Source organism: Methylobacterium symbioticum, from assembly GCF_902141845.1.
GTDB lineage: Bacteria > Pseudomonadota > Alphaproteobacteria > Rhizobiales > Beijerinckiaceae > Methylobacterium > Methylobacterium symbioticum.
Genome location: NZ_CABFPH010000093.1, coordinates 1 through 19,583, shown reverse-complemented (window position 1 = coordinate 19,583; position 19,583 = coordinate 1). Strand labels below are relative to the sequence as shown.

General features: G+C 71.9%; 17 protein-coding genes and 1 pseudogene. 13 read left to right on the top strand and 5 right to left on the bottom strand.

Going from position 1 to position 19,583, the window contains the following annotated elements:
• Positions 1 to 356: 356 nt before the first annotated feature.
• The 5 genes from MET9862_RS22810 (at position 357) to MET9862_RS22790 (ending at position 6,634) form a co-directional block, all read left to right on the top strand.
• The gene (locus tag MET9862_RS22810) at positions 357 to 1,751 is read left to right on the top strand and encodes a TAXI family TRAP transporter solute-binding subunit (protein WP_142585138.1); all 1,395 of its coding nucleotides are present in this window, start codon (positions 357 to 359) and stop codon (positions 1,749 to 1,751) included.
• 322 nt (positions 1,752 to 2,073) lie between these two features.
• The gene (locus tag MET9862_RS22805; protein WP_142585137.1) at positions 2,074 to 2,421 is read left to right on the top strand and encodes a lipoprotein; all 348 of its coding nucleotides are present in this window, start codon (positions 2,074 to 2,076) and stop codon (positions 2,419 to 2,421) included.
• A 29-nt stretch (positions 2,422 to 2,450) separates the two neighbouring features.
• The gene (gene lysA / locus MET9862_RS22800) at positions 2,451 to 3,719 is read left to right on the top strand and encodes a diaminopimelate decarboxylase (protein WP_142585136.1); all 1,269 of its coding nucleotides are present in this window, start codon (positions 2,451 to 2,453) and stop codon (positions 3,717 to 3,719) included.
• Between the two features lie 89 nt (positions 3,720 to 3,808).
• Entirely contained in the window at positions 3,809 to 5,308 is a 1,500-nt protein-coding gene (locus MET9862_RS22795) for a DUF1800 domain-containing protein (RefSeq protein ID WP_142585135.1), read from the top strand.
• Positions 5,309 to 5,446: 138 nt separating this feature from the next.
• Positions 5,447 to 6,634, top strand: coding sequence for a DUF1501 domain-containing protein (locus tag MET9862_RS22790; protein WP_142585134.1), 1,188 nt, complete (start codon positions 5,447 to 5,449; stop codon positions 6,632 to 6,634).
• 200 nt (positions 6,635 to 6,834) lie between these two features.
• Here MET9862_RS22790 and MET9862_RS22780 read toward each other — a convergent pair whose 3' ends face one another.
• The gene (locus MET9862_RS22780; RefSeq protein WP_142585132.1) at positions 6,835 to 7,866 is read right to left on the bottom strand and encodes a threonine aldolase family protein; all 1,032 of its coding nucleotides are present in this window, start codon (positions 7,864 to 7,866) and stop codon (positions 6,835 to 6,837) included.
• A gap of 234 nt (positions 7,867 to 8,100) precedes the next feature.
• Here MET9862_RS22780 and rpsU point away from each other — a divergent pair, with 234 nt between their 5' ends.
• From rpsU to MET9862_RS22760, 4 genes are all read left to right on the top strand, one after another.
• Positions 8,101 to 8,415 (top strand): 30S ribosomal protein S21, encoded by a 315-nt coding sequence (gene rpsU / locus MET9862_RS22775; protein ID WP_142585131.1) that lies wholly within the window; start codon positions 8,101 to 8,103, stop codon positions 8,413 to 8,415.
• A 242-nt stretch (positions 8,416 to 8,657) separates the two neighbouring features.
• Entirely contained in the window at positions 8,658 to 10,346 is a 1,689-nt protein-coding gene (locus MET9862_RS22770) for a methyl-accepting chemotaxis protein (protein ID WP_142585130.1), read from the top strand.
• Between the two features lie 246 nt (positions 10,347 to 10,592).
• Complete coding sequence (locus tag MET9862_RS22765; protein ID WP_244612858.1) at positions 10,593 to 11,093, top strand: hypothetical protein; 501 nt, start codon at positions 10,593 to 10,595, stop codon at positions 11,091 to 11,093.
• On the top strand, positions 11,093 to 11,638 hold the full coding sequence (locus tag MET9862_RS22760; RefSeq protein ID WP_142585129.1) for a hypothetical protein: 546 nt from the start codon (positions 11,093 to 11,095) through the stop codon (positions 11,636 to 11,638). The genes MET9862_RS22765 and MET9862_RS22760 overlap by 1 nt, the downstream gene beginning before the upstream one ends.
• A 25-nt stretch (positions 11,639 to 11,663) precedes the next feature.
• Here the strand turns inward: MET9862_RS22760 and MET9862_RS22755 are convergent, their stop codons facing one another.
• The 4 genes from MET9862_RS22755 to MET9862_RS22740 all read right to left on the bottom strand — a co-directional run bounded on the left by MET9862_RS22755 (position 11,664) and on the right by MET9862_RS22740 (position 16,455).
• Positions 11,664 to 13,388, bottom strand: a complete 1,725-nt coding sequence (locus MET9862_RS22755) for a response regulator (RefSeq protein WP_142585128.1) — start codon at positions 13,386 to 13,388, stop codon at positions 11,664 to 11,666.
• On the bottom strand, positions 13,385 to 13,846 hold the full coding sequence (locus tag MET9862_RS22750) for a response regulator (protein WP_142585127.1): 462 nt from the start codon (positions 13,844 to 13,846) through the stop codon (positions 13,385 to 13,387). Before MET9862_RS22750 ends, MET9862_RS22755 begins: the two co-directional genes overlap by 4 nt.
• A gap of 16 nt (positions 13,847 to 13,862) precedes the next feature.
• Entirely contained in the window at positions 13,863 to 16,130 is a 2,268-nt protein-coding gene (locus tag MET9862_RS22745; RefSeq protein WP_142585126.1) for an ATP-binding protein, read from the bottom strand.
• 97 nt (positions 16,131 to 16,227) lie between these two features.
• Positions 16,228 to 16,455: a hypothetical protein gene (locus tag MET9862_RS22740; protein ID WP_142585125.1), complete on the bottom strand. Its 228-nt coding sequence runs from the start codon at positions 16,453 to 16,455 to the stop codon at positions 16,228 to 16,230.
• Positions 16,456 to 16,947: 492 nt separating this feature from the next.
• Here MET9862_RS22740 and MET9862_RS22735 point away from each other — a divergent pair, with 492 nt between their 5' ends.
• From MET9862_RS22735 to MET9862_RS29840, 4 genes and pseudogenes are all read left to right on the top strand, one after another.
• Complete coding sequence (locus tag MET9862_RS22735) at positions 16,948 to 17,379, top strand: CHRD domain-containing protein (RefSeq protein ID WP_142585124.1); 432 nt, start codon at positions 16,948 to 16,950, stop codon at positions 17,377 to 17,379.
• Between the two features lie 14 nt (positions 17,380 to 17,393).
• Positions 17,394 to 17,981, top strand: coding sequence for a DNA-3-methyladenine glycosylase (locus MET9862_RS22730; RefSeq protein WP_142585123.1), 588 nt, complete (start codon positions 17,394 to 17,396; stop codon positions 17,979 to 17,981).
• 391 nt (positions 17,982 to 18,372) lie between these two features.
• Entirely contained in the window at positions 18,373 to 19,260 is an 888-nt protein-coding gene (locus tag MET9862_RS22725; protein ID WP_142585122.1) for an N-acetylmuramic acid 6-phosphate etherase, read from the top strand.
• Positions 19,261 to 19,298: 38 nt separating this feature from the next.
• Positions 19,299 to 19,583: pseudogene (locus tag MET9862_RS29840) on the top strand (hypothetical protein); the annotation flags it as partial.

Here is a 19,583-nt window from a genome sequence, read left to right as displayed (position 1 = left end):
CAGCACCGAACTCTACTATAACCCCGAATTCGACCAGGGCTTCGGCCTGAGTCGGACGCTCGGCGTCGCCGGCTTCGTCAATGGCGAAGCGCAGAAGGCGCTGTAGCGCTCGAGATAGTGCAGGGCCGCCCGCTCCAGCCAGGCCGCGCTCACGGGCGGCGCGGGTCTTGCGTCGCGGGCGGGAGCGGCGCCGCCCGCCGCGCGGTGATCCTGCCGCAGGGGGGCGTCGGAAACGAATTTTCGAGTCACGGGTTCTTCACGATCTGAACAGGATTGCGTTGCATGGTGCCCCCATGCAACGCACGCAACGCGACAGGACAGAGCATGGTCTCGTCCCCGCAGTGTTGGCTCTCCTCTTGAGACGGGAATGGCTCCTCGTCCTGCTGGCGCTCGGGCTGGCAGCCTCGGCGGCGGTGGTCGTGTACCTGTCGCGCCCGGCGGTGCTGACGGTCGCCGTGGCGCCGCAGGACGGGCCGGAGACCGGCCTCATCGAGGCCTATGCCGCCGCCCTCGCCCGCGCCCGCGAGGATGTCCGCCTCAAGGTGGTGCGCTACGGCGACGTGCGCGACAGCGGCGGCGCGCTTCAGGCGAACAAGGCCGATCTCGCCATCGTGCGGCCGGACGTGTTCCTGCCCGAGAACGGGCTGACGCTCGCGATCCTGCACGACGAGGCCCTCCTGCTCGCCGCGCCCGAGGCGGCCGAGATCGACGACTTCCCCGACCTCGCGCGCAAGCGGGTCGGTCTGGTGGTGCGCCACGCCGCCGATCTGCCCTTCCTCAATAACATGCTCGCCTTCTACGATCTCGGGCCGGGCGCGGGCGACGAGGCCGGCGCGAGCCATGTCCAGGTCGTGCCGCTGAAGCCCGCCGAGGTGACGCAGGCGGTGGCCGAGAAGCGCGTCGACGCGGTGGCGGTGGTGGCGAGCCCCTCCTCGAAGGTCGCCTCCGCCACGGTGCGCGCGGTCGAGCTCGCCGCACCCGAGCGCAAGGTCGCCCTGGTCTCGGTGCCCGATACCGACGCGATCCTGCAGCGCTATCCCGAGCTTCAGGCGGTGACGATCCCCGCCGGCACCTTCGGCGGCCGCCCGAAGCGGCCGGCCGAGGAGGTGAAGACGGTGGGCGCCTCCTATCGCCTGATGGCGCGCGCCTCCGTGAACCGCGTCGCCGTGGCCTCGATCACCCAGCACCTGTTCGAGTGGCGCTCGCGGCTCGCGGGCGTCGCTCCCGTCGCCAAGCTGATGAAGGCGCCCGAGTTCGACACCACGGTGGCGGCGACCTCGGCAAGGCTGCCGAACCACCCCGGCGCGGTCGACTATTTCGAGCGCGAGCAGCAGACCTTCCTGGAGCGCTACGAGGATTACATCTACCTGTTCGCCTTCTTCGGCGGCACGATCGGCTCCGGCATCGCCTGGCTCGGCCAGCGCCTCGCCCGCAAGCGGCGTGAGCGCGTCGACATCGTGCTCGACCGGCTGATCGACATCCTGCGCGAGGCGCGCGCCGCCGAGACCCGGGCCGCGCTCGAGACGCTGGCGCTGGAGACCGACGGTCTGGTGGCCGACGTGGTGCGCTACGCCCGCGAGCGCACCATCGATACCCGCACGGTCAGCGCCCTGATCCTGGCGGTCGACGCGGTCCACGCGGCCATCGCCGATGCCCGACGCCAGATCGGCGCGGACGAGGCCGAGTCTCGGGCCGGCGCCCGCGCCCGCACCGCGCGGCTCCTCGCCCTCAGCGTGCCGGCCGCGGAGTAGGGCGCTTCCGTCGGGGCGGCCCGGAGGCCGGGGCCTCGACGTCTCTGCGTTCGCCTCTCGGCGCGTCCGTCTCAGAGGCTGTTCGAGCGGGATCGGCCGACCCTCATGCGGAGATCCGGCTCCTCCCACCCATCCACCTCAGGATGAGGTCGAGGAGGGGATCGGCCGGACCAACACCGACTCGATCGGCTCAAACAGGCTCTCAGCGATTGCGCCGGGTGTGGCCTGCCCGCGCTCGCCTCACGCTGCGTCCGCCGCTAGAGTGGCGCGCCCTCTTCCGAGGGATGCCATTTTCCGAGAGACCCGCCGGACCTTGCGCGTGATGCTGCCGATCCGTGTCCTGACGCTTCTGGCTGCGGCCGGCCTCGCGCTCGCCGTCTCCGCCTGCGGGCGGCGCGGCGCCCTTGAGGCGCCGCAGGCCAGTGCCCCGCAGCGCATGTCCACGGCGCCGGGGCCGGGCACGACCGCGAGCCCGCGCCAATTGCCCGGCAGCGTCGGCCTCGGCGGCGGCTCGACGACGCCGGACTCGGATGCCGTCCAGGCCGGCGACGAGCTTGCCGTCTCGGCCACGCCGCCCGCGGGCACGGAAGCGCCCATCGAGACGAGCCGCGGGGCCAAGCGCGGCTTCCGGATCCCGAAGGATCCGTTCATCCTCGATCCCCTGCTGTAAGGGCCGGCCTCGAGCCCGGCACGGACACGATGCATCACTTCCAGTACCGCGACGGCCGCCTCCATGCGGAGGAGGTCGACCTGACGCCGCTCGCCGGCGAGATCGGCACCCCGTTCTACTGCTACAGCACCGCCACGCTGGAGCGGCACTACCGCGTCTTCGCCGAGGCCTTCGCGGGCGACGACGCCCTGGTCTGCTTCGCCGCCAAGGCGAACTCGAACCAGGCCGTGCTGCGCACGCTCGCCCGCCAGGGCGCGGGCATGGACATCGTCTCCGAGGGCGAGATGCGCCGCGCCCTCGCCGCCGGCGTGCCGGGCGAGCGCATCGTGTTCTCCGGCGTCGGCAAGACGCGCGAGGAGATGGCCGCGGGCCTCAAGGCCGGCATCCTCTGCTTCAACGTCGAGAGCGAGCCGGAGCTCGCCGCCCTCTCCGAGGTGGCCCAGAGCCTGTCGCTGACGGCGCCCGTCTCGATCCGCGTGAACCCGGACGTGGATGCGGGCACGCATGCCAAGATCTCGACCGGCAAGTACGAGAACAAGTTCGGCATCCCGATCACCCGCGCGCCCGAGGTCTATGCCCGGGCCGCCGCCCTGCCGGGCCTCGCGGTGCACGGCGTCGACATGCATATCGGCAGCCAGATCACCGATCTCGCGCCCTTCGAGAGCGCCGGGCGGCTGCTCGCGGGTCTGGCCCGCGACCTGATGGCGGCCGGCCACAAGCTTCAGCACATCGATTTCGGCGGCGGCCTCGGCATTCCCTACCGGGACGACAACGCCCCCCCGCCGGACCCGGCCGCGCTCGCCGCGACCCTGCGCCCGCACTTCGCGCCGCTGGGCCTGAGGCCCGTCTTCGAGATCGGCCGGATGATCGCGGGCAATGCGGGCATCCTCGTCACCCGCGTCGTGTACGTGAAGCACTCGGAGGGGCGGACCTTCGTCATCGTGGACGCGGCGATGAACGACCTGATCCGCCCGACCCTCTACGAGGCCTATCACGCCGTGCGGCCCGTGGCCGAGCCCGGCGCGGAGACGCCGCGCATCACGGCGGACGTGGTCGGTCCGGTCTGCGAGACCGGCGACTACCTCGCCCTCAACCGCGAGATGCCGGAGGTGAAGCCCGGTGACCTGATCGCGGTGATGACGGCCGGCGCCTACGGCGCGGTCCAGGCCGGCACCTACAACACCCGCCGCCTCGTGCCGGAGGTGCTGGTGCGGGACGGCGAGGCCGCGATCGTGCGCCCGCGCCAGACCTACGAGGAATTGATCGGCCTCGACCGGGTCCCGGGCTGGCTCGCCTGATTCCGGACCACGCGGGCGCCGCATTCGCGGATCACGCCTGAGCCCGCCCGGCGCGGCACCTCCCGCGCGCGCCGGTATCCGGGACGCCGATGGTCCGGGCTGCCTTCCTGCTCGCGCTCACCCTGCTCGTTCCCGTGCGGCCCTGCGCCGCCGGGCCGGCGGAGGACATCGCCTTCCTCGACGGGGCGAGCTGGGGCGTCAGCCCGTCGAGCTTCGCCGCGCTCAAGGCCCAGGGCCGCGAGCGCTGGCTCGCCGCGCAGCTCCATCCGCCGACGGAGGTGCGGTTGCCGCCCGCGGCCGCCGTGCAGGCCGCCCCGCTCGTCCCGAAGGACAGCCTGTTCGAGCGCGTGGTGGCCCTCGATGCGCAGGGCCGGGCGGCGAACGCGCTGACCGACCCGGAGGCGCGCAAGGCGGCGCAGCAGGCCTATCAGGGCGCCCTCAACGCCGCCGCCCGGGACGCCGCCGCCCTGACGATCCTGCGGGCGCTCTACAGCCCCGACCAGCTGCGCGAGCGGCTCGCCTGGTTCTGGTTCAACCGGCTCAACGTGCATCAGGGCAAGGCGAATCTGCGTGCGATGGTCGGCGACTATCTCGACGCCGCGATCCGTCCGCATGCGCTCGGCCGCTTCCGCGATCTCCTGGAGGCGAGCCTGCGCCACCCGGCCATGCTGCGCTACCTCGACAATGCCGAGAACGCGGCCGGCCGCATCAACGAGAACTACGCCCGCGAGATCATGGAATTGCACACGATGGGCGTCGGCTCCGGCTACGGTCAGGCCGATGTCGAGGCGCTCGCGCGCATCCTCACCGGCATCGGCATCACCCTGAAGGCCGAGGATCCGAAGGTCCGCCCCGAGCGGCAGGCCGACATCCTGCGCGACGGGCTGTTCCTGTTCGACCCGAACCGGCACGATTACGGCGACACGCTCTTCCTCGGCCACGCGATCCGGGGCCGCGGCTTCGACGAGGTGCGCGAGGCCCTCGACATCCTCTGCCGCCACCCCGCCACCGCGCGCAACGTCACCCACGCCCTGGCGCTCTACCTCCTCGGCACCGAGCCGAGCCCCGACCTGCAGACCCGCCTCGCCGAGACCTTCGCCCGCAGCGACGGCGACATCGCCCAGGTGACGGGTGTGCTGCTGCGCGCGCCCGAATTCACCGATGCCGCCGCCGCGCGCTTCAAGGATCCGGTGCGCTACGTCTTCTCGGCCCTGCGCATGGCCTATGACACGCGCGTCGTCCTCAACACCCAGCCGGTGCAGGGCTGGCTCAACCGGCTGGGCGAGGGCCTGTTCAACCGCACGACGCCGGACGGCTACCCGCTGACCGCCGCGTCCTGGGCGGGGCCGGGCCAACTCGCGACCCGGTTCGAGATCGCCCGGCAGATCGGCTCCGGCCCGGCCGGCCTGTTCAAGCCTGCCATGCCCGATGCCGCCGAGGAGCCGGCCTTCCCGCTCCTGCAGAACGGCCTCTACTTCTCGGCGCTCGCGGGCACCCTGAGCGCGGCGACGCGCGAGGCGCTGGCGCGGGCGGTCTCGCCGCAGGACTGGAACACCCTCTACCTCGCCTCGCCGGACTTCATGCGCTGATACCACCTTGCGTCGATCCCGACCGAGGGTCGTGACCGACGCGTCCGGCGAACGATCGCCGCCGCGCCGTCGCGCGGGCAGACGACGATGCGTCGGGATCATCGTCGTCTGGCGGAAGGTCAATCCCGGGAGAGCACCATGCATCGCCGCGACCTGATCCGCTCCGCCGCCCTCCTCGGGGCCTCGACGGTCGCCGGGCACGTCTGGGCGGCTCCGAGGGCCGAGGCGCGGCTCCTCGTCGTGTTCCTGCGGGGCGCCTACGACGCCGCCAACGTGGTGATCCCCACGGGCAGCGACTTCTACTACCGGGCCCGGCCGAACCTCGCGCTCGCCAAGCCCGATCCCGGCAATCCGGGCGCGGCGCTCCCGCTCGACGGGGATTGGAGCCTCAACCCGGCCCTGCGCGAGACGATCCTGCCGCTCTTCGCCAAGGGGCAGGCCGCCTTCGTGCCCTTCGCCGGCACCGACGACGTCACCCGCAGCCATTTCGAGACGCAGGACACGATCGAGCTCGGCCAGACCATCGGGGCCGCGCGCGACTACAATTCGGGCTTCATGGCGCGGCTCGCCGCTGAGCTGACGCGGGTGCGCCCGATCGCCTTCACCGAGCAGGTGCCGCTGATCTTCCGCGGGGCGGAGACCGTGCCAAACATCGCCATCAACGGCGTGGGCAAGCCCGGCATCGACGCCCGGCAGGCCAAGCTCATCGCCGCGATGTACCGCGATTCGAGCCTCCGTCCGGCGGTGGAGGAAGGGTTCCGGGTGCGCGACGCCGTCTACCAGTCGATCTCGGACCATGCCGCCCAGGCCGACCGCGGGGCGGTCTCGCCGAAGGGCTTCGAGCTGTCCGCCCGCCGGATCGGCCGGCTGATGCGCGACGGGTTCAACCTCGGCTTCGTGGATGTCGGCGGCTGGGACACCCATGTGAACCAGGGCGCGGCCACCGGCTACCTCGCCGACCGCCTGGCCGAGCTCGGGCGGGCGCTCGCGGGCTTCTCCGAGGAGATCGGCTCCGGCTGGAGCGACACCGTGGTGGTGGTGCTCTCCGAGTTCGGCCGCACCTTCCGCGAGAACGGCAACCGCGGCACCGACCACGGCCACGGCTCGGTCTACTGGGTGCTCGGCGGCGGCCTGAAGGGCGGTCGCATCGCCGGGCCGCAGGTCCGCGTGGCCGAGGCGAGCCTGTTCCAGAACCGCGACTACCCGGTGCTCACCGATTACCGGGCGCTGCTCGCCGGCCTGTTCGCGCGCCTCTACGGGCTCGACCAGCCGAGCCTGCGCCGCGTCTTCGCCGGTGTGGACCCGGTCGATCTCGGGCTGCTCTGAGCTGCCGGATTGATCCGTGCAAGCTTGTCCGCCGGACGAGGCGCGGGTCCCCTCTCCCGTTCGGGTGAAGGTCGAGAAGTGTCAGGATGGGCTCCGCAGGAGCCGCTGGATCGGCGCGCCTTCTTCGGAGAGTACTCGGCCCTCACCCCAACCCTCTCCCGAACGGGAGAGGGGGCGTGTCGGGGTCCGACCGCCTTCCGTCAGGCCGTCACGGCCCGGAGATCCGCGATCAGCGCGTCGATCCGGGCCGGGTCGGCATCCCAGGCGAACATGAAGCGGGCGCCGCCGCCGATGAAGGTGTAGAAGCGCCAGCCCCGCGCCCGCAGGGCCGCCATCACGGCGGGCGGCAGCGCCAGGAACACGGCGTTGGCCTCGACGGGGAAGAGCAGCGCGACGCCGGGAAGGTCCGCCACGGCCTCCGCGAAGCGGCGGGCGCAGGCATTGGCGTGGGCCGCGTTCCGCAGCCACGCGCCGCCCTCCAGCATGCCGACCCAAGGGGCGGCGAGGAAGCGCATCTTCGAGGCGAGCTGGCCGGCCTGCTTGCAGCGGTAGCCGAAATCCTCGGCCAGCGCGGGCTTGAAGAACACCACGGCCTCGCCCGCATGCATGCCGTTCTTGGTGCCGCCGAAGCAGAGCACGTCGACGCCGGCCCGCCAGGTCATGTCCGCGGGGCTGTGCCCGAGGCTCGCGCAGGCATTGGCGAAGCGGGCCCCGTCCATGTGCAGGCTCAGGGACAGCGCCCGGCAGGTGTCCGAGAGGGCGCGCAGCTCGTCCAGGGTGTAGACCTGCCCGGTCTCGGTCGGCTGCGTCACGGTGACGACCCGGGGCTTCGGGAAGTGGATGTCGCTGCGCCCGGCCAGCGCCCGAATCGCCTCCGGCGTCAGCTTGCCGCCCTCGGTCCGGGCGACGAGGAGCTTCGAGCCGTTCGAGAAGAATTCGGGCGCGCCGCACTCGTCGGTCTCCACATGGGCCGATTCGGCACAGATCACGCTGTGGTAGGATTGGCACAGGGCCGCGAGCGCCAAGGCATTGGCCGCCGTGCCGTTGAAGGCGAAGAAGACCTCGCACTCCGTCTCGAACAGCGCGCGGAAGGCGTCCGCGGCGCGCGCCGTCCAGGTATCCTCGCCATAGGCCGGGGCATGGCCGCGATTGGCGGCTTCCATGGCGGACCAGGCCTCCGGGCAGATGCCGGAATAGTTGTCGCTGGCGAATTGCTGCGCGTCGCTCGTCATCGCGCCTTCTTGTCAGATCCCTGAGCCCTTCGCACCTCATCGGAGCGGTTGGAACTCGTGCGCAGTTGGTGTAAAGCCACCCGCAAGGTGCCGACAACGCGCCGATTCGCGACGATCCGATCCGCGTCCCGCCCGGGCGATCCCCGGGACAGGGGCGTTTGTCGGTTTATTCGAAAGTCCGGATCCGGCCCGGGTCGCCCCAGACCGATTGCAAGTTCCAGAGGATCCAGTCCGTTGCAGGTACTCGTTCGCGACAACAACGTCGATCAGGCGCTCCGCGTCCTCAAGAAGAAGATGCAGCGTGAGGGCATCTTCCGCGAGATGAAGCAGCGCAAGGCCTACGAGAAGCCCTCCGTGCGCAAGGCTCGCGAGAAGGCCGAGGCCGTCCGCCGCGCCCGCAAGCAGGCCCGCAAGACCGCCATCCGCGAGGGCCTGATCGCCGCGCCGAAGCCGAAGCCCCGCGTTCCGGGCGCCGGCCGTCGTCCGGGCGGCTTCTCGGCGAGCCCCGCCCCGTCGGCGCAGGCTGCCGCTCCCGCCGTCGCCTCGTAAGACGGGAAACCCGCGCCCGACGGCGCGGGTCGCTCCAGAACCTGCAATCAGGCCCGGCCGCATGCGCGGCGCGGGCCTTTTTGCTGGCGCGCGGCCTCCGCCGTGACACGATCGCCGCATCGCATCGGCCCCGTGGCCTTGCACAATCGTGCAGTAAATGATCGGCAACGATTCTGCCGAAGATTGCATGCGCGACATCGAGACCACTACCGGTCGGGTCGCTCTCTGCGTCGAGGCCTTCCGTGTCGCTGTCGTCCCTGTCCATCCGCGCGAAGCTGATCGCGGCCTTCGGCGTGCTCACCGTCTTCATTCTCGGCCTCGGCCTCGTCGGTCTGACCAGCACCCAGGCCATGCGCGCGGAAGCCCTCGAGGTCGAGACCAACTGGCTCCCCAGTGTCCGGGCGCTCGGCAACATCGACACCCAGTCGGCGCGGCTGAACGGCGTGCTCCTGCGCCACACCCAGGCCACCGACCCGAAGCTCGTCGAGACCATCGAGAAGGACCTCGTGCGCTTCGGCAAGCGCGTCGACGACGAGCGCGCCGCCTATGAGCCCCTGATCGCCTCGGCGGAGGAGCGCACGCTCTACGAGACCTATCGCGCCGCGGTGCAGGCCTTCGAGGCCGAGCGGCAGGTGGTGCTCGAACTGTCCCGCAAGGGCCTGAAGGCGGAGGCCTTCGCCTATTACGAGGCCAACGGCATCCTGCCGCGGCGTGCCATGTCGATGGCGCTCGAGAATCTGATCGCCTTCAACAATGCGGGCGCGGCCAAGGCCGAGGCGCGCAGCCTGTCCACCTACGAGACGGCCCGGAGCCTCGCCATCGCGGGCATCGTGAGCGGCCTCATCCTGTCCATTCTGCTCGCCGGGCTGATCATCCGCGGGATCTCGACGGGCATCGGCTCGGTGGTGACCCCGATGCAGGCGCTCGCCGGCGGCGACCTCGCGGTCGCGATCCCGCACCGGGGCGAGCGCACCGAGATCGGCCGCATCGCCGACGCTATCCAGGTCTTCAAGGACGGGTTGATCCGCATGCGCGCCCTGGAGACGGAGAGCGCCGAGGCCCGGGCCGGCGCCGAGGCGCAGCGCAAGGCCGCGATGCGCGAGATGGCCGGGCGGTTCGAGGCGGCGGTCGGCGGCATCGTCGGCCTCGTCGCCGCCTCCGCCACCGAGCTTCAGGCGACCGCGCAGGGTATGGCGGGCGCGGCGAGCGAGACCGCCGGCCAGTCGAGCGGCGCGGCGGCGGCCGCCGAGCAGGCCTCGGCCAATGTCGGCACCGTCGCGGCGGCGGCCGAGGAACTCGGCTCCTCCGTGCAGGAGATCGGCCGCCAGGTCTCGGGCTCGGCCGACCTCGCCCAGAACGCGGCGGACGAGGCGGCCCGCACCGCCGGCCTGGTCCAGGCGCTCGCGAGCGCCACGAGCCGGATCGGCGACGTGGTCAGCCTGATTTCCGGTATCGCCGGCCAGACGAATCTTCTGGCGCTCAACGCCACGATCGAGGCGGCGCGCGCCGGGGAAGCCGGACGCGGCTTCGCGGTGGTGGCTGCCGAGGTGAAGGAACTCGCCAACCAGACGGCGAAGGCCACCGAGGAGATCGCCGCCCAGATCGGCCAGATCCAGGGCACGACCGCCGAGGCGGTCGGCGCGATCGGCGGCATCGCCGACCGGATCCAGGAGATCAGCCGGGTCGCGACCGCGATCGCCGTTTCGGTCGAGGAGCAGGGCGCGGCGACGCAGGAGATCGTGCGCAACGTCGCCCAGGCCGCCACCGGGACCGCGGAGGTCACCTCCAATATCGCTGGCGTTGCCGGGGCCGCGGAGCGCACCGGCCTGTCCGCGCGGCAGGTTCTCGATGCGTCGTCCGAACTTTCGCGTCAGGCAGAGAGGCTCAGTGGCGAAGTCGGCGAATTCCTGGCAACGGTGAAGGCTGCCTGATCGAGATCGATGTTTGTCTGCACCCGCACATCGCTGCTGCGGGTGCAGTCCGAGACCTGAATTGATCTAGGTTGTTCGTTCCAGCTGTCGTTGCTGCTGCGATAGCAAGGTCAACAGTGGAACAGTCGGACAGATCAGCGCATCGTCGCGGCATCGACCTGCGTTAACATCGCATTAACCACGTTTCACCATTGTCGGTTTCGAGCCTCGCGTCATCCGGTGCGGCTTCCCGTCTGTGGTGCGTTGATGATGGAATCGGCCAAGAAACTGCACTGGGCGCCCCCGTCCCGTCTTGAAGGCCGGTCGCGGGCGACCGAGCCGGATGCGCGGCCGGACGCAGCCCTCAGCAGCATCCTGCGGGTGGTGCGCACTACCGAGGATTGCACGGTCCTGCCTCCCGGCGCTCCGGCCTCGGCCCAGGAATGGTCGACCTTGATCGAGCGGGTCCGCGCGGCCGCGAGCCGGGCCCGGGAGGTCGAGGCTCAGGCCCAGGAGCAGGATCAGCGCGTCCAGGATCTGCTGGAGCGCGTCCGCGAGGATGTCTCAGCGGCCGGTGAGCGGGTGCGGGCGGCAGAGGCTCGGGTCGAGGCGATCCAGGCGCAGGCCGAGGCGCGGATCCGCGCTGCCGAGGAACGGGCCGAGGCGGCTGAGGAGCGAGCCCGCATCGCCGAGGAGTGGCTCACGCGGGTGCACGAGACGATCACCAGCGAATTCGCGGCCTTTCCCGAAACCAGGACATTGGGCTGATGGCACAGGCCGCACAGATCTGGGCGGAATCGCCCTCCGAACCCGGCGCGCGGATGAGTGCCTTGCAGAGGCTTCTCGCCCCCGTCCTCGCCCCCTCGGAGGATGCGGAGCCCGCGATCGTGCCGCTCTTTCCGGAGACCGGGGCGGGCGCCCAGGTGGGGGAGGGGTCGTCCGTAGACGTGGACTGGCCGGCGGCCATCCGCTTGATCAGCGACGTGGCGGCGCGCGTGCGTCAGGCTCATGCGGAGGCCGACGAGGCCGGGCGCCGTGCCGAGGCGCTTGCCGAGCGCAGCACGCGCCGTGCCGAGGACGCGGAGGCGCGTCTGCGCCTCGCCGAGGCCGAGACGCAGGGCGCGCTCCTGCGCGCCGAGCAGGCCGAGGCGGCGGCCCGCGCGGCCGAGGCCCGAGCCGCGCGCGCGGAGGAGGCGATGCGGGCCGCACAGGCGGACCGGCAGGAGGCGCAAGCCTGGCTGAAGCGTCTCTATGCCAGCGTGCTGACGGAGTTCGAAGGCCTGACGGACCTCCCCAAGGCGCACACCGCCTGAGACGGAACCCGCTTGATCGGCACGGTCAGACCCTTGCCGAGCGGGCCGCGACGAGGCGCAAGGCGGGGCGCTCGCTCAGTGCCGCATCGACCTTGCGCTCCAGCTCCGCGCCGCGGAACGGCTTCTGCACGATCCGATCCTCGCAAACCGACTCGACCTGCATCAGGGCCGTGCGGTCGGCGTAGCCCGTGGCGAAGATCACCGGCAATCCGGGTCGGCGTCGGCGGATCTCGCAGGCGGCCTCGGCGCCGTTCATGCCGGGCATGGCGAAGTCGAGCACGACGAGGCTGATCGCCGGATCGGCAGCGAGCGCGCGCAGCGCCGCGGGTCCCGAGCCGGCTTCCTGAATCAGATAGCCGGCTTCAGACAGGCGCGTCACCGTGATCTCGCGGACCGCGTCGTCGTCGTCCACGACGAGCACGACCGGCCGCTCGCCCTGCGGACGCGGCGGACGGGCCTCGCGCTCCGCGTCCTCGGCCGCGATCTCCGGCTCCGCGGCGGCACGGGGCAGGAAGACGCGGACGGTGGTGCCCTCGCCGAGGCGGGTCTCGATGCGCACGCCCCCGCCCGATTGCTTGGCGAAGCCGTAGACCTGGGCGAGGCCGAGCCCGGAGCCCTTGCCGACCTCCTTGGTGGTGAAGAACGGCTCGAAGACGTGCACCAGCACCTCGGGGGAGATGCCGCTCCCGGTATCCGAGAGGGCGATCATCACGTGCTCGCCGGCCGGGGGCGCCTCCGGCCGGTCCGGCTCATCCAGTGTCGCATTCGCGGTCTCGATGGTGAGGCGGCCGCCGACCGCCATGGCGTCGCGGGCGTTGATGGCGAGGTTCAGGATGATCAGCTCGATCTGCGTCGGGTCGGCCAGCGCCGGCCAGAGCCCGGGCTCCAACACCATCGCGATCTCTACCGCGCCGCCGATCGAACTCTGCAGGAGATCGCGCATCGTTGCGACCGTATCGTTCAGGCGCACCGGCACCGGCTCCAGACGTTGGCGCCGGGAAAAGGCGAGGAGCTGCGCCGTAAGCCGCGCACCGCGGTCGGCCGCCGCGCGCATGGTGTCGATGCGGCGGCGCGAGCGCTCGTCCAGGACCGCGCGGCCCAGGAATTCCAGGTTGCCGGCGATGACGGTGAGCAGGTTGTTGAAGTCGTGCGCGACGCCGCTGGTGAGCTGACCGACCGCCTCGAGGCGCTGGGCCTGCCGAAGGGCTTCCTCAATGCGCTCGCGCTCGATGATCTCGCGCCGCAGCTCGGCATTGGCCGCGGCGAGCTCGGCGGTGCGCGCGGCGACCCGCGCCTCCAGGCTCTCGTTGAGGCTCCGCAGGGCCTCGGCCGCCGCGCGCCGCTCGGACCGGGCCTGCGCCTCGGCGAGCGCCCGCAGTACCGTGCGCGGCAGCCGGTCGAGCCGCTGCTTGACGACGTAGTCGGTGGCCCCGGTCTTCAGGGCCTCGACGGCCACGTCCTCGCCGAGCGTGCCCGAAACAAAGACGAAGGGGATGTCCGGGCAATGCGCGCGGGCATGGTCCAGGGCCGCGAGCCCGTCGAAGGTCGGTAGCACGTAGTCGGCGAGGATCAGGTCGTGGCAGGGTTCGGCGACCGCCGCGGCGAAGGCCTCTCGTGTCATCACCCGGTCGATGCGGCAGCCGAGGCCCGCCCCCTCGAGCGCCGCCGCGATCAGCTCGGCGTCGAGGTCGCTGTCCTCGATGAGCAGGATGCGGATGGGCGCGCTCGCGCCTGCGTTGTGCCCGCTCATCGGCCGCCCGACCGCGGGAACCGGCCCGGAGGTGCCTCGTTCAGGACGGCCCAGAACACGCCGAGGTCGCGGATTGCGTCGAGGAACGCCCGGAAGCCCACTGGCTTGACCACGAAGGCGTTGACGCCGAGTTCGTAGGAGCGGACGAGGTCGCTCTCCTCGCGCGACGCCGTGAGCATCACGATCGGGATGACCCGCAGCAGCGGGTCGCTCTTGATGGCGGCGAGGACTTCGAGGCCGTCGACCTTGGGCAGCTTCAAGTCGAGAAGGACCACTGTCGGATCAAGGGCTTCGCGCCCGGCATAGGCGCCGCGTCGGTAGAGAAAGTCGAGAGCGTCCGCGCCATCGCGGCAGATCGCGACCTCGTTGGCGAGCTGGCTCTCCTCCAGCGCGGCGAGAGTCAGCTCGATGTCGTTCGGGTTGTCCTCGACGAGGAGGATCGGCTTGAGGTCGGCCATGTCCGGTCCGTGGGGGTCAGGCGCACAACGGCAGCGTGAAGCGGAAGGTTGCGCCGCGGCCGAGCTCGCCCACCGCGGACACCCGGCCGCCATGCCGCTCGACGATGCGACGGACATTGGCGAGACCGATTCCGGTGCCCTCGAACTCCTCGGTGCGGTGCAGCCGCTGGAACACGCCGAACAGCTTGCCGACATAGGCCATGTCGAAGCCGACGCCGTTGTCGCGGACGCGGAACGTCGCCTCGCCGTCGCGGTCGGGCTCGCGCACGACCTCGATCACGGCCTCGGGCGCGCCGCGGGTGTATTTGAGGGCGTTCGAGAGCAGGTTCTCCACCGCGAGCCGCAGCATCATCGGGTCGGCCCGGACCCGGCCGAGCGGGCCGATCCGCCAGTGCACCGTGCGGTCGGGGGCGACGTCGCGCATCACCTTCCGGCGCACCTCCTCGACGATGAGATTCATGGCGATGTCGATGGGCTTGAGGGCGTTGCGGCCCATCTGCGAGAAGGCGAGCAGGTTGTCGACGAGCGTCCCGGCCGCGAAGGCCGCCTCGACCACCGTGTCGAGGTAGTGGCGGCCCTTCTCCGAGAGGTTGGCGCCCTCCCGCGCCCGCAGCAGCTCGGCATAGCCGACGATGTGGCGGAAGGGGGCGCGCAGGTCGTGGCTGACCGAGTAGGAGAAGGCCTCCAGCTCCTTGTTCGAGCGCTGCAGCTCCTCGCTCAGCGCCGCCATCTCCTCGGCCCGGCGCAGCACGATGCCGAGAATCGCCGCGCGCAGGTCCTTGGCAGCGTCGATCTCGGGCAGCGACCAGGGCTGTGCCCGCCCCTTCACGGTCTCCTTCCAGGTCTCGAAGGAGGTGCGCGGATGGAGCCGGGCGGGGCCGCCGGCCGGGTCCGCGATGGCGGGCTTGGCCGGGTTGCCGCCCCATTTCACGGTGCGCACGGCCTCGGGCCGGAACCAGAGCACGTAGGTCGCGGAGCGCTGCGAGACGGCGATGGCGAGCAGGCCGCTCGCGGTCTCGGCGCAGGCGGTGGCCGGCGGATGGGCCTCGGCGAGAGCCTCGGTGGCGTAGACGTCCTCCCCGCCATGCGCGGCCGAGAGCCAGCGGTAGAGGCCGCGGACCGCATCGTCCGGGGGGGTCCGGCCGACGAGCCGGCAGGTCCCCGCCGTGACGATCGCCGCGCCGCCGGCATCGGCCAATGCCAGCAGGTCATCGGGCCGGGCGAGCAGGCCGTCGTGGAAATCCTCGGTCTCGGCCATGGCGCCGAGCAGGCGCTGGGCGATCGCGCCGAGTCTCAGGCGCTGCTCGGCCTCGGCACCCCGCTCGCGGGCCGCGAGCTGCAGGGCGAAGATGCGGGTGAGGAAGTCGCAGGCGTTGCGCGCCGGGAGCGGCACGCGGCGGGGCGCCTGGTTGTGGCAGGAGATCAGGCCCCAGAGCGCCCCGTCCACGAGGATCGAGACCGACATCGAGGCCTGCGTGCCCATGTTGCGCATATAGGCGACGTGCACGGGCGAGACGCTGCGCAGCACCGACTGGCTGAGATCGAGGGGAGCCTCCGTGTCGGGCGTCAGGGGCGGCACGATCGGCACCGGCTCGTAGCCCGCATCGGGGATGATGCGCAGGCGGTTGCGCCGGTAGAGCTCGCGCGCCTGGGCCGGGATGTCGGAGGCGGGGAAGCGCAGGTCGAGATAGGAGGGCAGCACGCCGTTGCCGTCCTCGGCCACCACGGTGCCGTGCCAGTCCCGGTCGAACCGGTAGACGAGGGCGCGGTCGAAGCCGGTGGCGTGGCGGATCTCGACGGCGAGGAGGTGGCACAGGTCGGCCACGGACGGCGCCGCGTGCAGGCCCTCCACGAAGGCGTCGAGGCGCGAGGACAGCGCGTCGAGGCCGCCGGCCGGGCCGGCCGGGGCGGCCTCCTCCATCTCCACGAGGGTCAGGTCGCCGGAACGGTGCACGGCGAGGTCGTAGGCGCGCGCGTCGGACAGGCCGCCCGAGCCGGCTCCGAGCGTCAGGCTGCGGAGGTGGCGGGCGCCTACGCCGGCGGACGCCTCGGCTGGAGCCTCGGCCAGCGCGGCGGCGATCTCCGGGAAGACCGCCTCGAGCCTGCGGCCCAGGACTCCGTCCGGCCCGGCCGGGACGTTCGCGCTCGCCTGCACGATCCGCCGCTCCGGGCCCTGGAGCGCCAGAAGGAAGCCGTGCGGCTGCAGCGTGCCGAGGCGATGGATCGGCTCGCGGTCGCAGGCCGTCAGCTCTGCCGCCTCGTGCGACCGTGCGGCCGAACTCAAAGCATGCGCTCCCTCGTCGTCTCCGTCCCGGACATCGGGTGCCTATACACGCCTGTCGGGGCCGAAGGCGACCCGGGGCCATGCCGGCAGGCACGAATCAGCGTCCGTCGCCCTCACCGTGGCCCAGGATGCCGCGCGCGGCGAGATGGAGCAGGAGACCGGTGAGGATCGAGGCCGAGACGATCGCCAGGACCTGCAACCCGCTCACGCCCGGGCGGCTGCCGAAGCTGTAGGCGAGCAGCGAGCCGCAGGTGCCGGCCGACACCACGCCCGAGGCGATGGTGTTGAGCCACGTCGCGGACAGACGTCGCTGTTCCTGGTTCACGTCGACCATGCCTCGTGCGAAACCGATATAGGTTTATAGTCAGATAGAGGGAATTTGGGCGGATTTGGAGAATGAACGAGAGCCCTGCGCCGCGCAAGAACAAAAAGCGAACATACAGGTGCGCGCCGAGGCGGTGCCGGGTCTCGTCTTCGTGCGGGCTTGTGGAAAGCTGTGGAGGGGTGTGGGCGGAAGGCCGCTTTGAGCCGGCACGGGCCTCTCCTCCCCGCAGATCTCGGGCTTGCCCGAGATCCGCCTTCGCCTGTCCAGACCGGGCAGGACCGATCTGGAGCCGGAGGTGGGGTAGGGCAGGATCAGGCGGAAGCGGTGCCGTCTGAACCACCCGGAGCCCGGGGCCTTCGGTCGGCGCCCTGCCCTGACAACCCGCCCGAGGGCCTCGTCCCTTCGGCATCCCGGACCGGGATTTCGTCCGCGGCGCGGCCTATAACCTCCGTCGCGTGGCGGCTGTCGCCGGCTGCGCTTCGGGAGGTTCCCATGATCCGTGCATTCGGGAGCGGCGCCGCCGCTCTGGCCCTGCTGGCCTCGCTCGTCTCGGCGGAGGCCGCAGGCGAAGCGACCTATCGGGCCGAGCTGAAGGGTTCGAACGAGGTGCCCGCCAACACGAGCACCGGCAGCGGCGAGGTCACCGCGACCTACGACCCGGCAAGCCGGCAGCTCACTTGGAAGGGCAGCTATAGCGGCCTGACCGGGCCGGCCACGGCCGCGCATTTCCATGGCCCCGCCGAGCCCGGCAAGAATGCCGGCGTGCTCGTCCCGGCCCCAGCGCCCGCCAGCCCCTTTTCCGGCTCGGCGACCCTCGACGAGGCGAAGGCGGCCGACCTCGCCGCCGGCAAGCTCTATTTCAACGTCCACACGGCGGCCAATCCCGGCGGCGAGATCCGCGGCCAGGTCGTGCCGGCGAAGTAGCCCCTCGCGTCGGCATGGACGATCCGAATCCGCACAGGCCGACGCCCTTCTTCGCGCGCAGCGCCGCGGCGGTCGCGCCCGAACTGATCGGCGCGCAGCTCTTCGTCGGGGAGGCCGGCGGCGTCATCGTGGAGACCGAGGCCTACGACCGCACCGATCCGGCCTCGCACAGCTTCGCCGGGCCGAACCGGCGCAACGCCAGCATGTTCGGGCCGCCGGGCCACGCCTACATCTACCGCTCCTACGGCCTGCACTGGTGCCTCAATCTCGTCTGTGAGCCCGGCAGCGCGGTGCTGATCCGCGCGATCGAGCCGCGGGAGGGGCTCGCCGCGATGGCGGCGCGCCGCGGCACCGCGGAGCCGCGCCTGCTCTGCGCCGGGCCGGGCCGCCTCTGCCAGGCGCTCGGCGTCACCGGCGCCCTCGACGGCTGGCCGCTCGACCGGGCGCCTCTCCGGTTCGCGCCGCGCGCGGCGCCGGTCGCGGTCGAAGCCGGCCGCCGCATCGGCATCACCCGCGGCGCCGAAACGCCGTGGCGCTTCCTCCTCGCCGGCTCGCCCTTCGTCAGCCGGACGCTGTCGCGCGCCGAGCGGGCGGCGCGCTGATACCAGATTCTCGTTGATGCCGACCGATGGTCGGCATCACCAAGGTCCGGCGGACGACCGCCGCCGCCAAGATCCGTCCCACTGCGCGCGGGCAGACCTCGATCAGTCAGGCTCATCGAGGTCCGGTATGAGAGGCTGTTTGAGCGGGAACGACCAATCGTCATCCGGAGATTTGGCTCGCCCCCCCCCCCCCCCTCAGGATGAGGTCGAGGAGGGAATCAACGGGGTCATGCCCTTCAGGAGTCCGCCCGTCCCCTCCCCCTTGCGGGGAGGAGTTCGGCTTCCGTCCGGACCCGCCACAGGGGTGACCCCTCAGGAAACCCGGACGTCCCGGAGCGTTCGACTGCCTTCGCCGTTTCTCTACACGGGAGCCTGCGGAGGACAGCCAAGGATGAGCACGGAGAGGGCGAGCCCCCGTTTCAGCGAACTCGACGCCTGGGGCAGCGCCGACATCCTGCAGGCGCTCTGGGAGGGCCAGCTCGCGGCGGTCGCCGCCATCGGCCCGGCACTGCCCGCCATCGCGGCGGCGGCCGAGGCGGCCGAGGCCGTCCTGCGCCGCGGCGGGCGCCTCCTCTACGTGGGAGCGGGCACCTCGGCGCGGATCGGCGTGCAGGACGGGGCCGAGCTGCCGCCTACCTTCGACTGGCCGGAGACGCGTCTCGGCTTCGCCGTCGCGGGCGGGGAGGGCGCGCTCGTCACGGCCGTCGAGGGCGCCGAGGACCGGACGGAGGACGCCGCGCTCTGGGTCGAGCGGACGGAGATCCGGCCGGAGGACGTGGTGATCGGCCTGTCCGCGAGCGGGACCACGCCCTTCACCCTCGCCGCGCTCCGCGGCGCCCGCGACCGGGGCGCCGTGACCGTCGGCATCGCTAACAACCCGGACACGCCGATCCTGCGCGAGAGCGCCCATCCGATCCTGGTGGCGACCGGGCCCGAGGCGGTGGCCGGCTCGACCCGGTTGAAGGCGGGAACCGCGCAGAAGATCGTGCTCAACCTGCTCTCGACGCTGGTCATGATCCGGCTGGGCCGGGTCTATCGCGGCCGCATGGTCGCGATGCGCGCCACCAACACCAAGCTGCGCCGCCGCGGCGTCACGATGGTGGCGCAGATCGCCGGCTGCGAGGCCGAGGCGGCGGCCGAGGCCCTCGCGTCCGCGGAGGGCGACATCCCGCGCGCGGTGCTCCTGGCGCTCGGCCTGCCCCGCGCCGAGGCCGACCGGCTCCTCACGCGCAGCGGCGGAAACCTGCGCGCGGCGCTCGCCGCCGCCGGGCCCACATGAGCGGGCCCCCGCCCGGGCCTGCCGTCCCCGGACGCTTCATGGCGCGTGAGATCGCCGAGATTCCCGAGGTCGCCGCCCCCCTCTGCGCCGGCTGGCCGGAGGCGGCGCGCGCCGCCGCGGCGCTGCGGGCCCGCAGCTTCTCCTTCGCGGTGATCTGCGGCCGGGGCAGCTCGGGTCATGCCGGCGTGCATCTCCGCTACCTGATCGAGACGCGCCTCGGCCTGCCGAGGACGAGCGCCGCGCCTTCGAGACGGACGGGCTTACCGCCTACCGGCAGATGCCCCTTGCCGTGGTGCTGCCCTCGACCACCGAGGAGGTCTCGG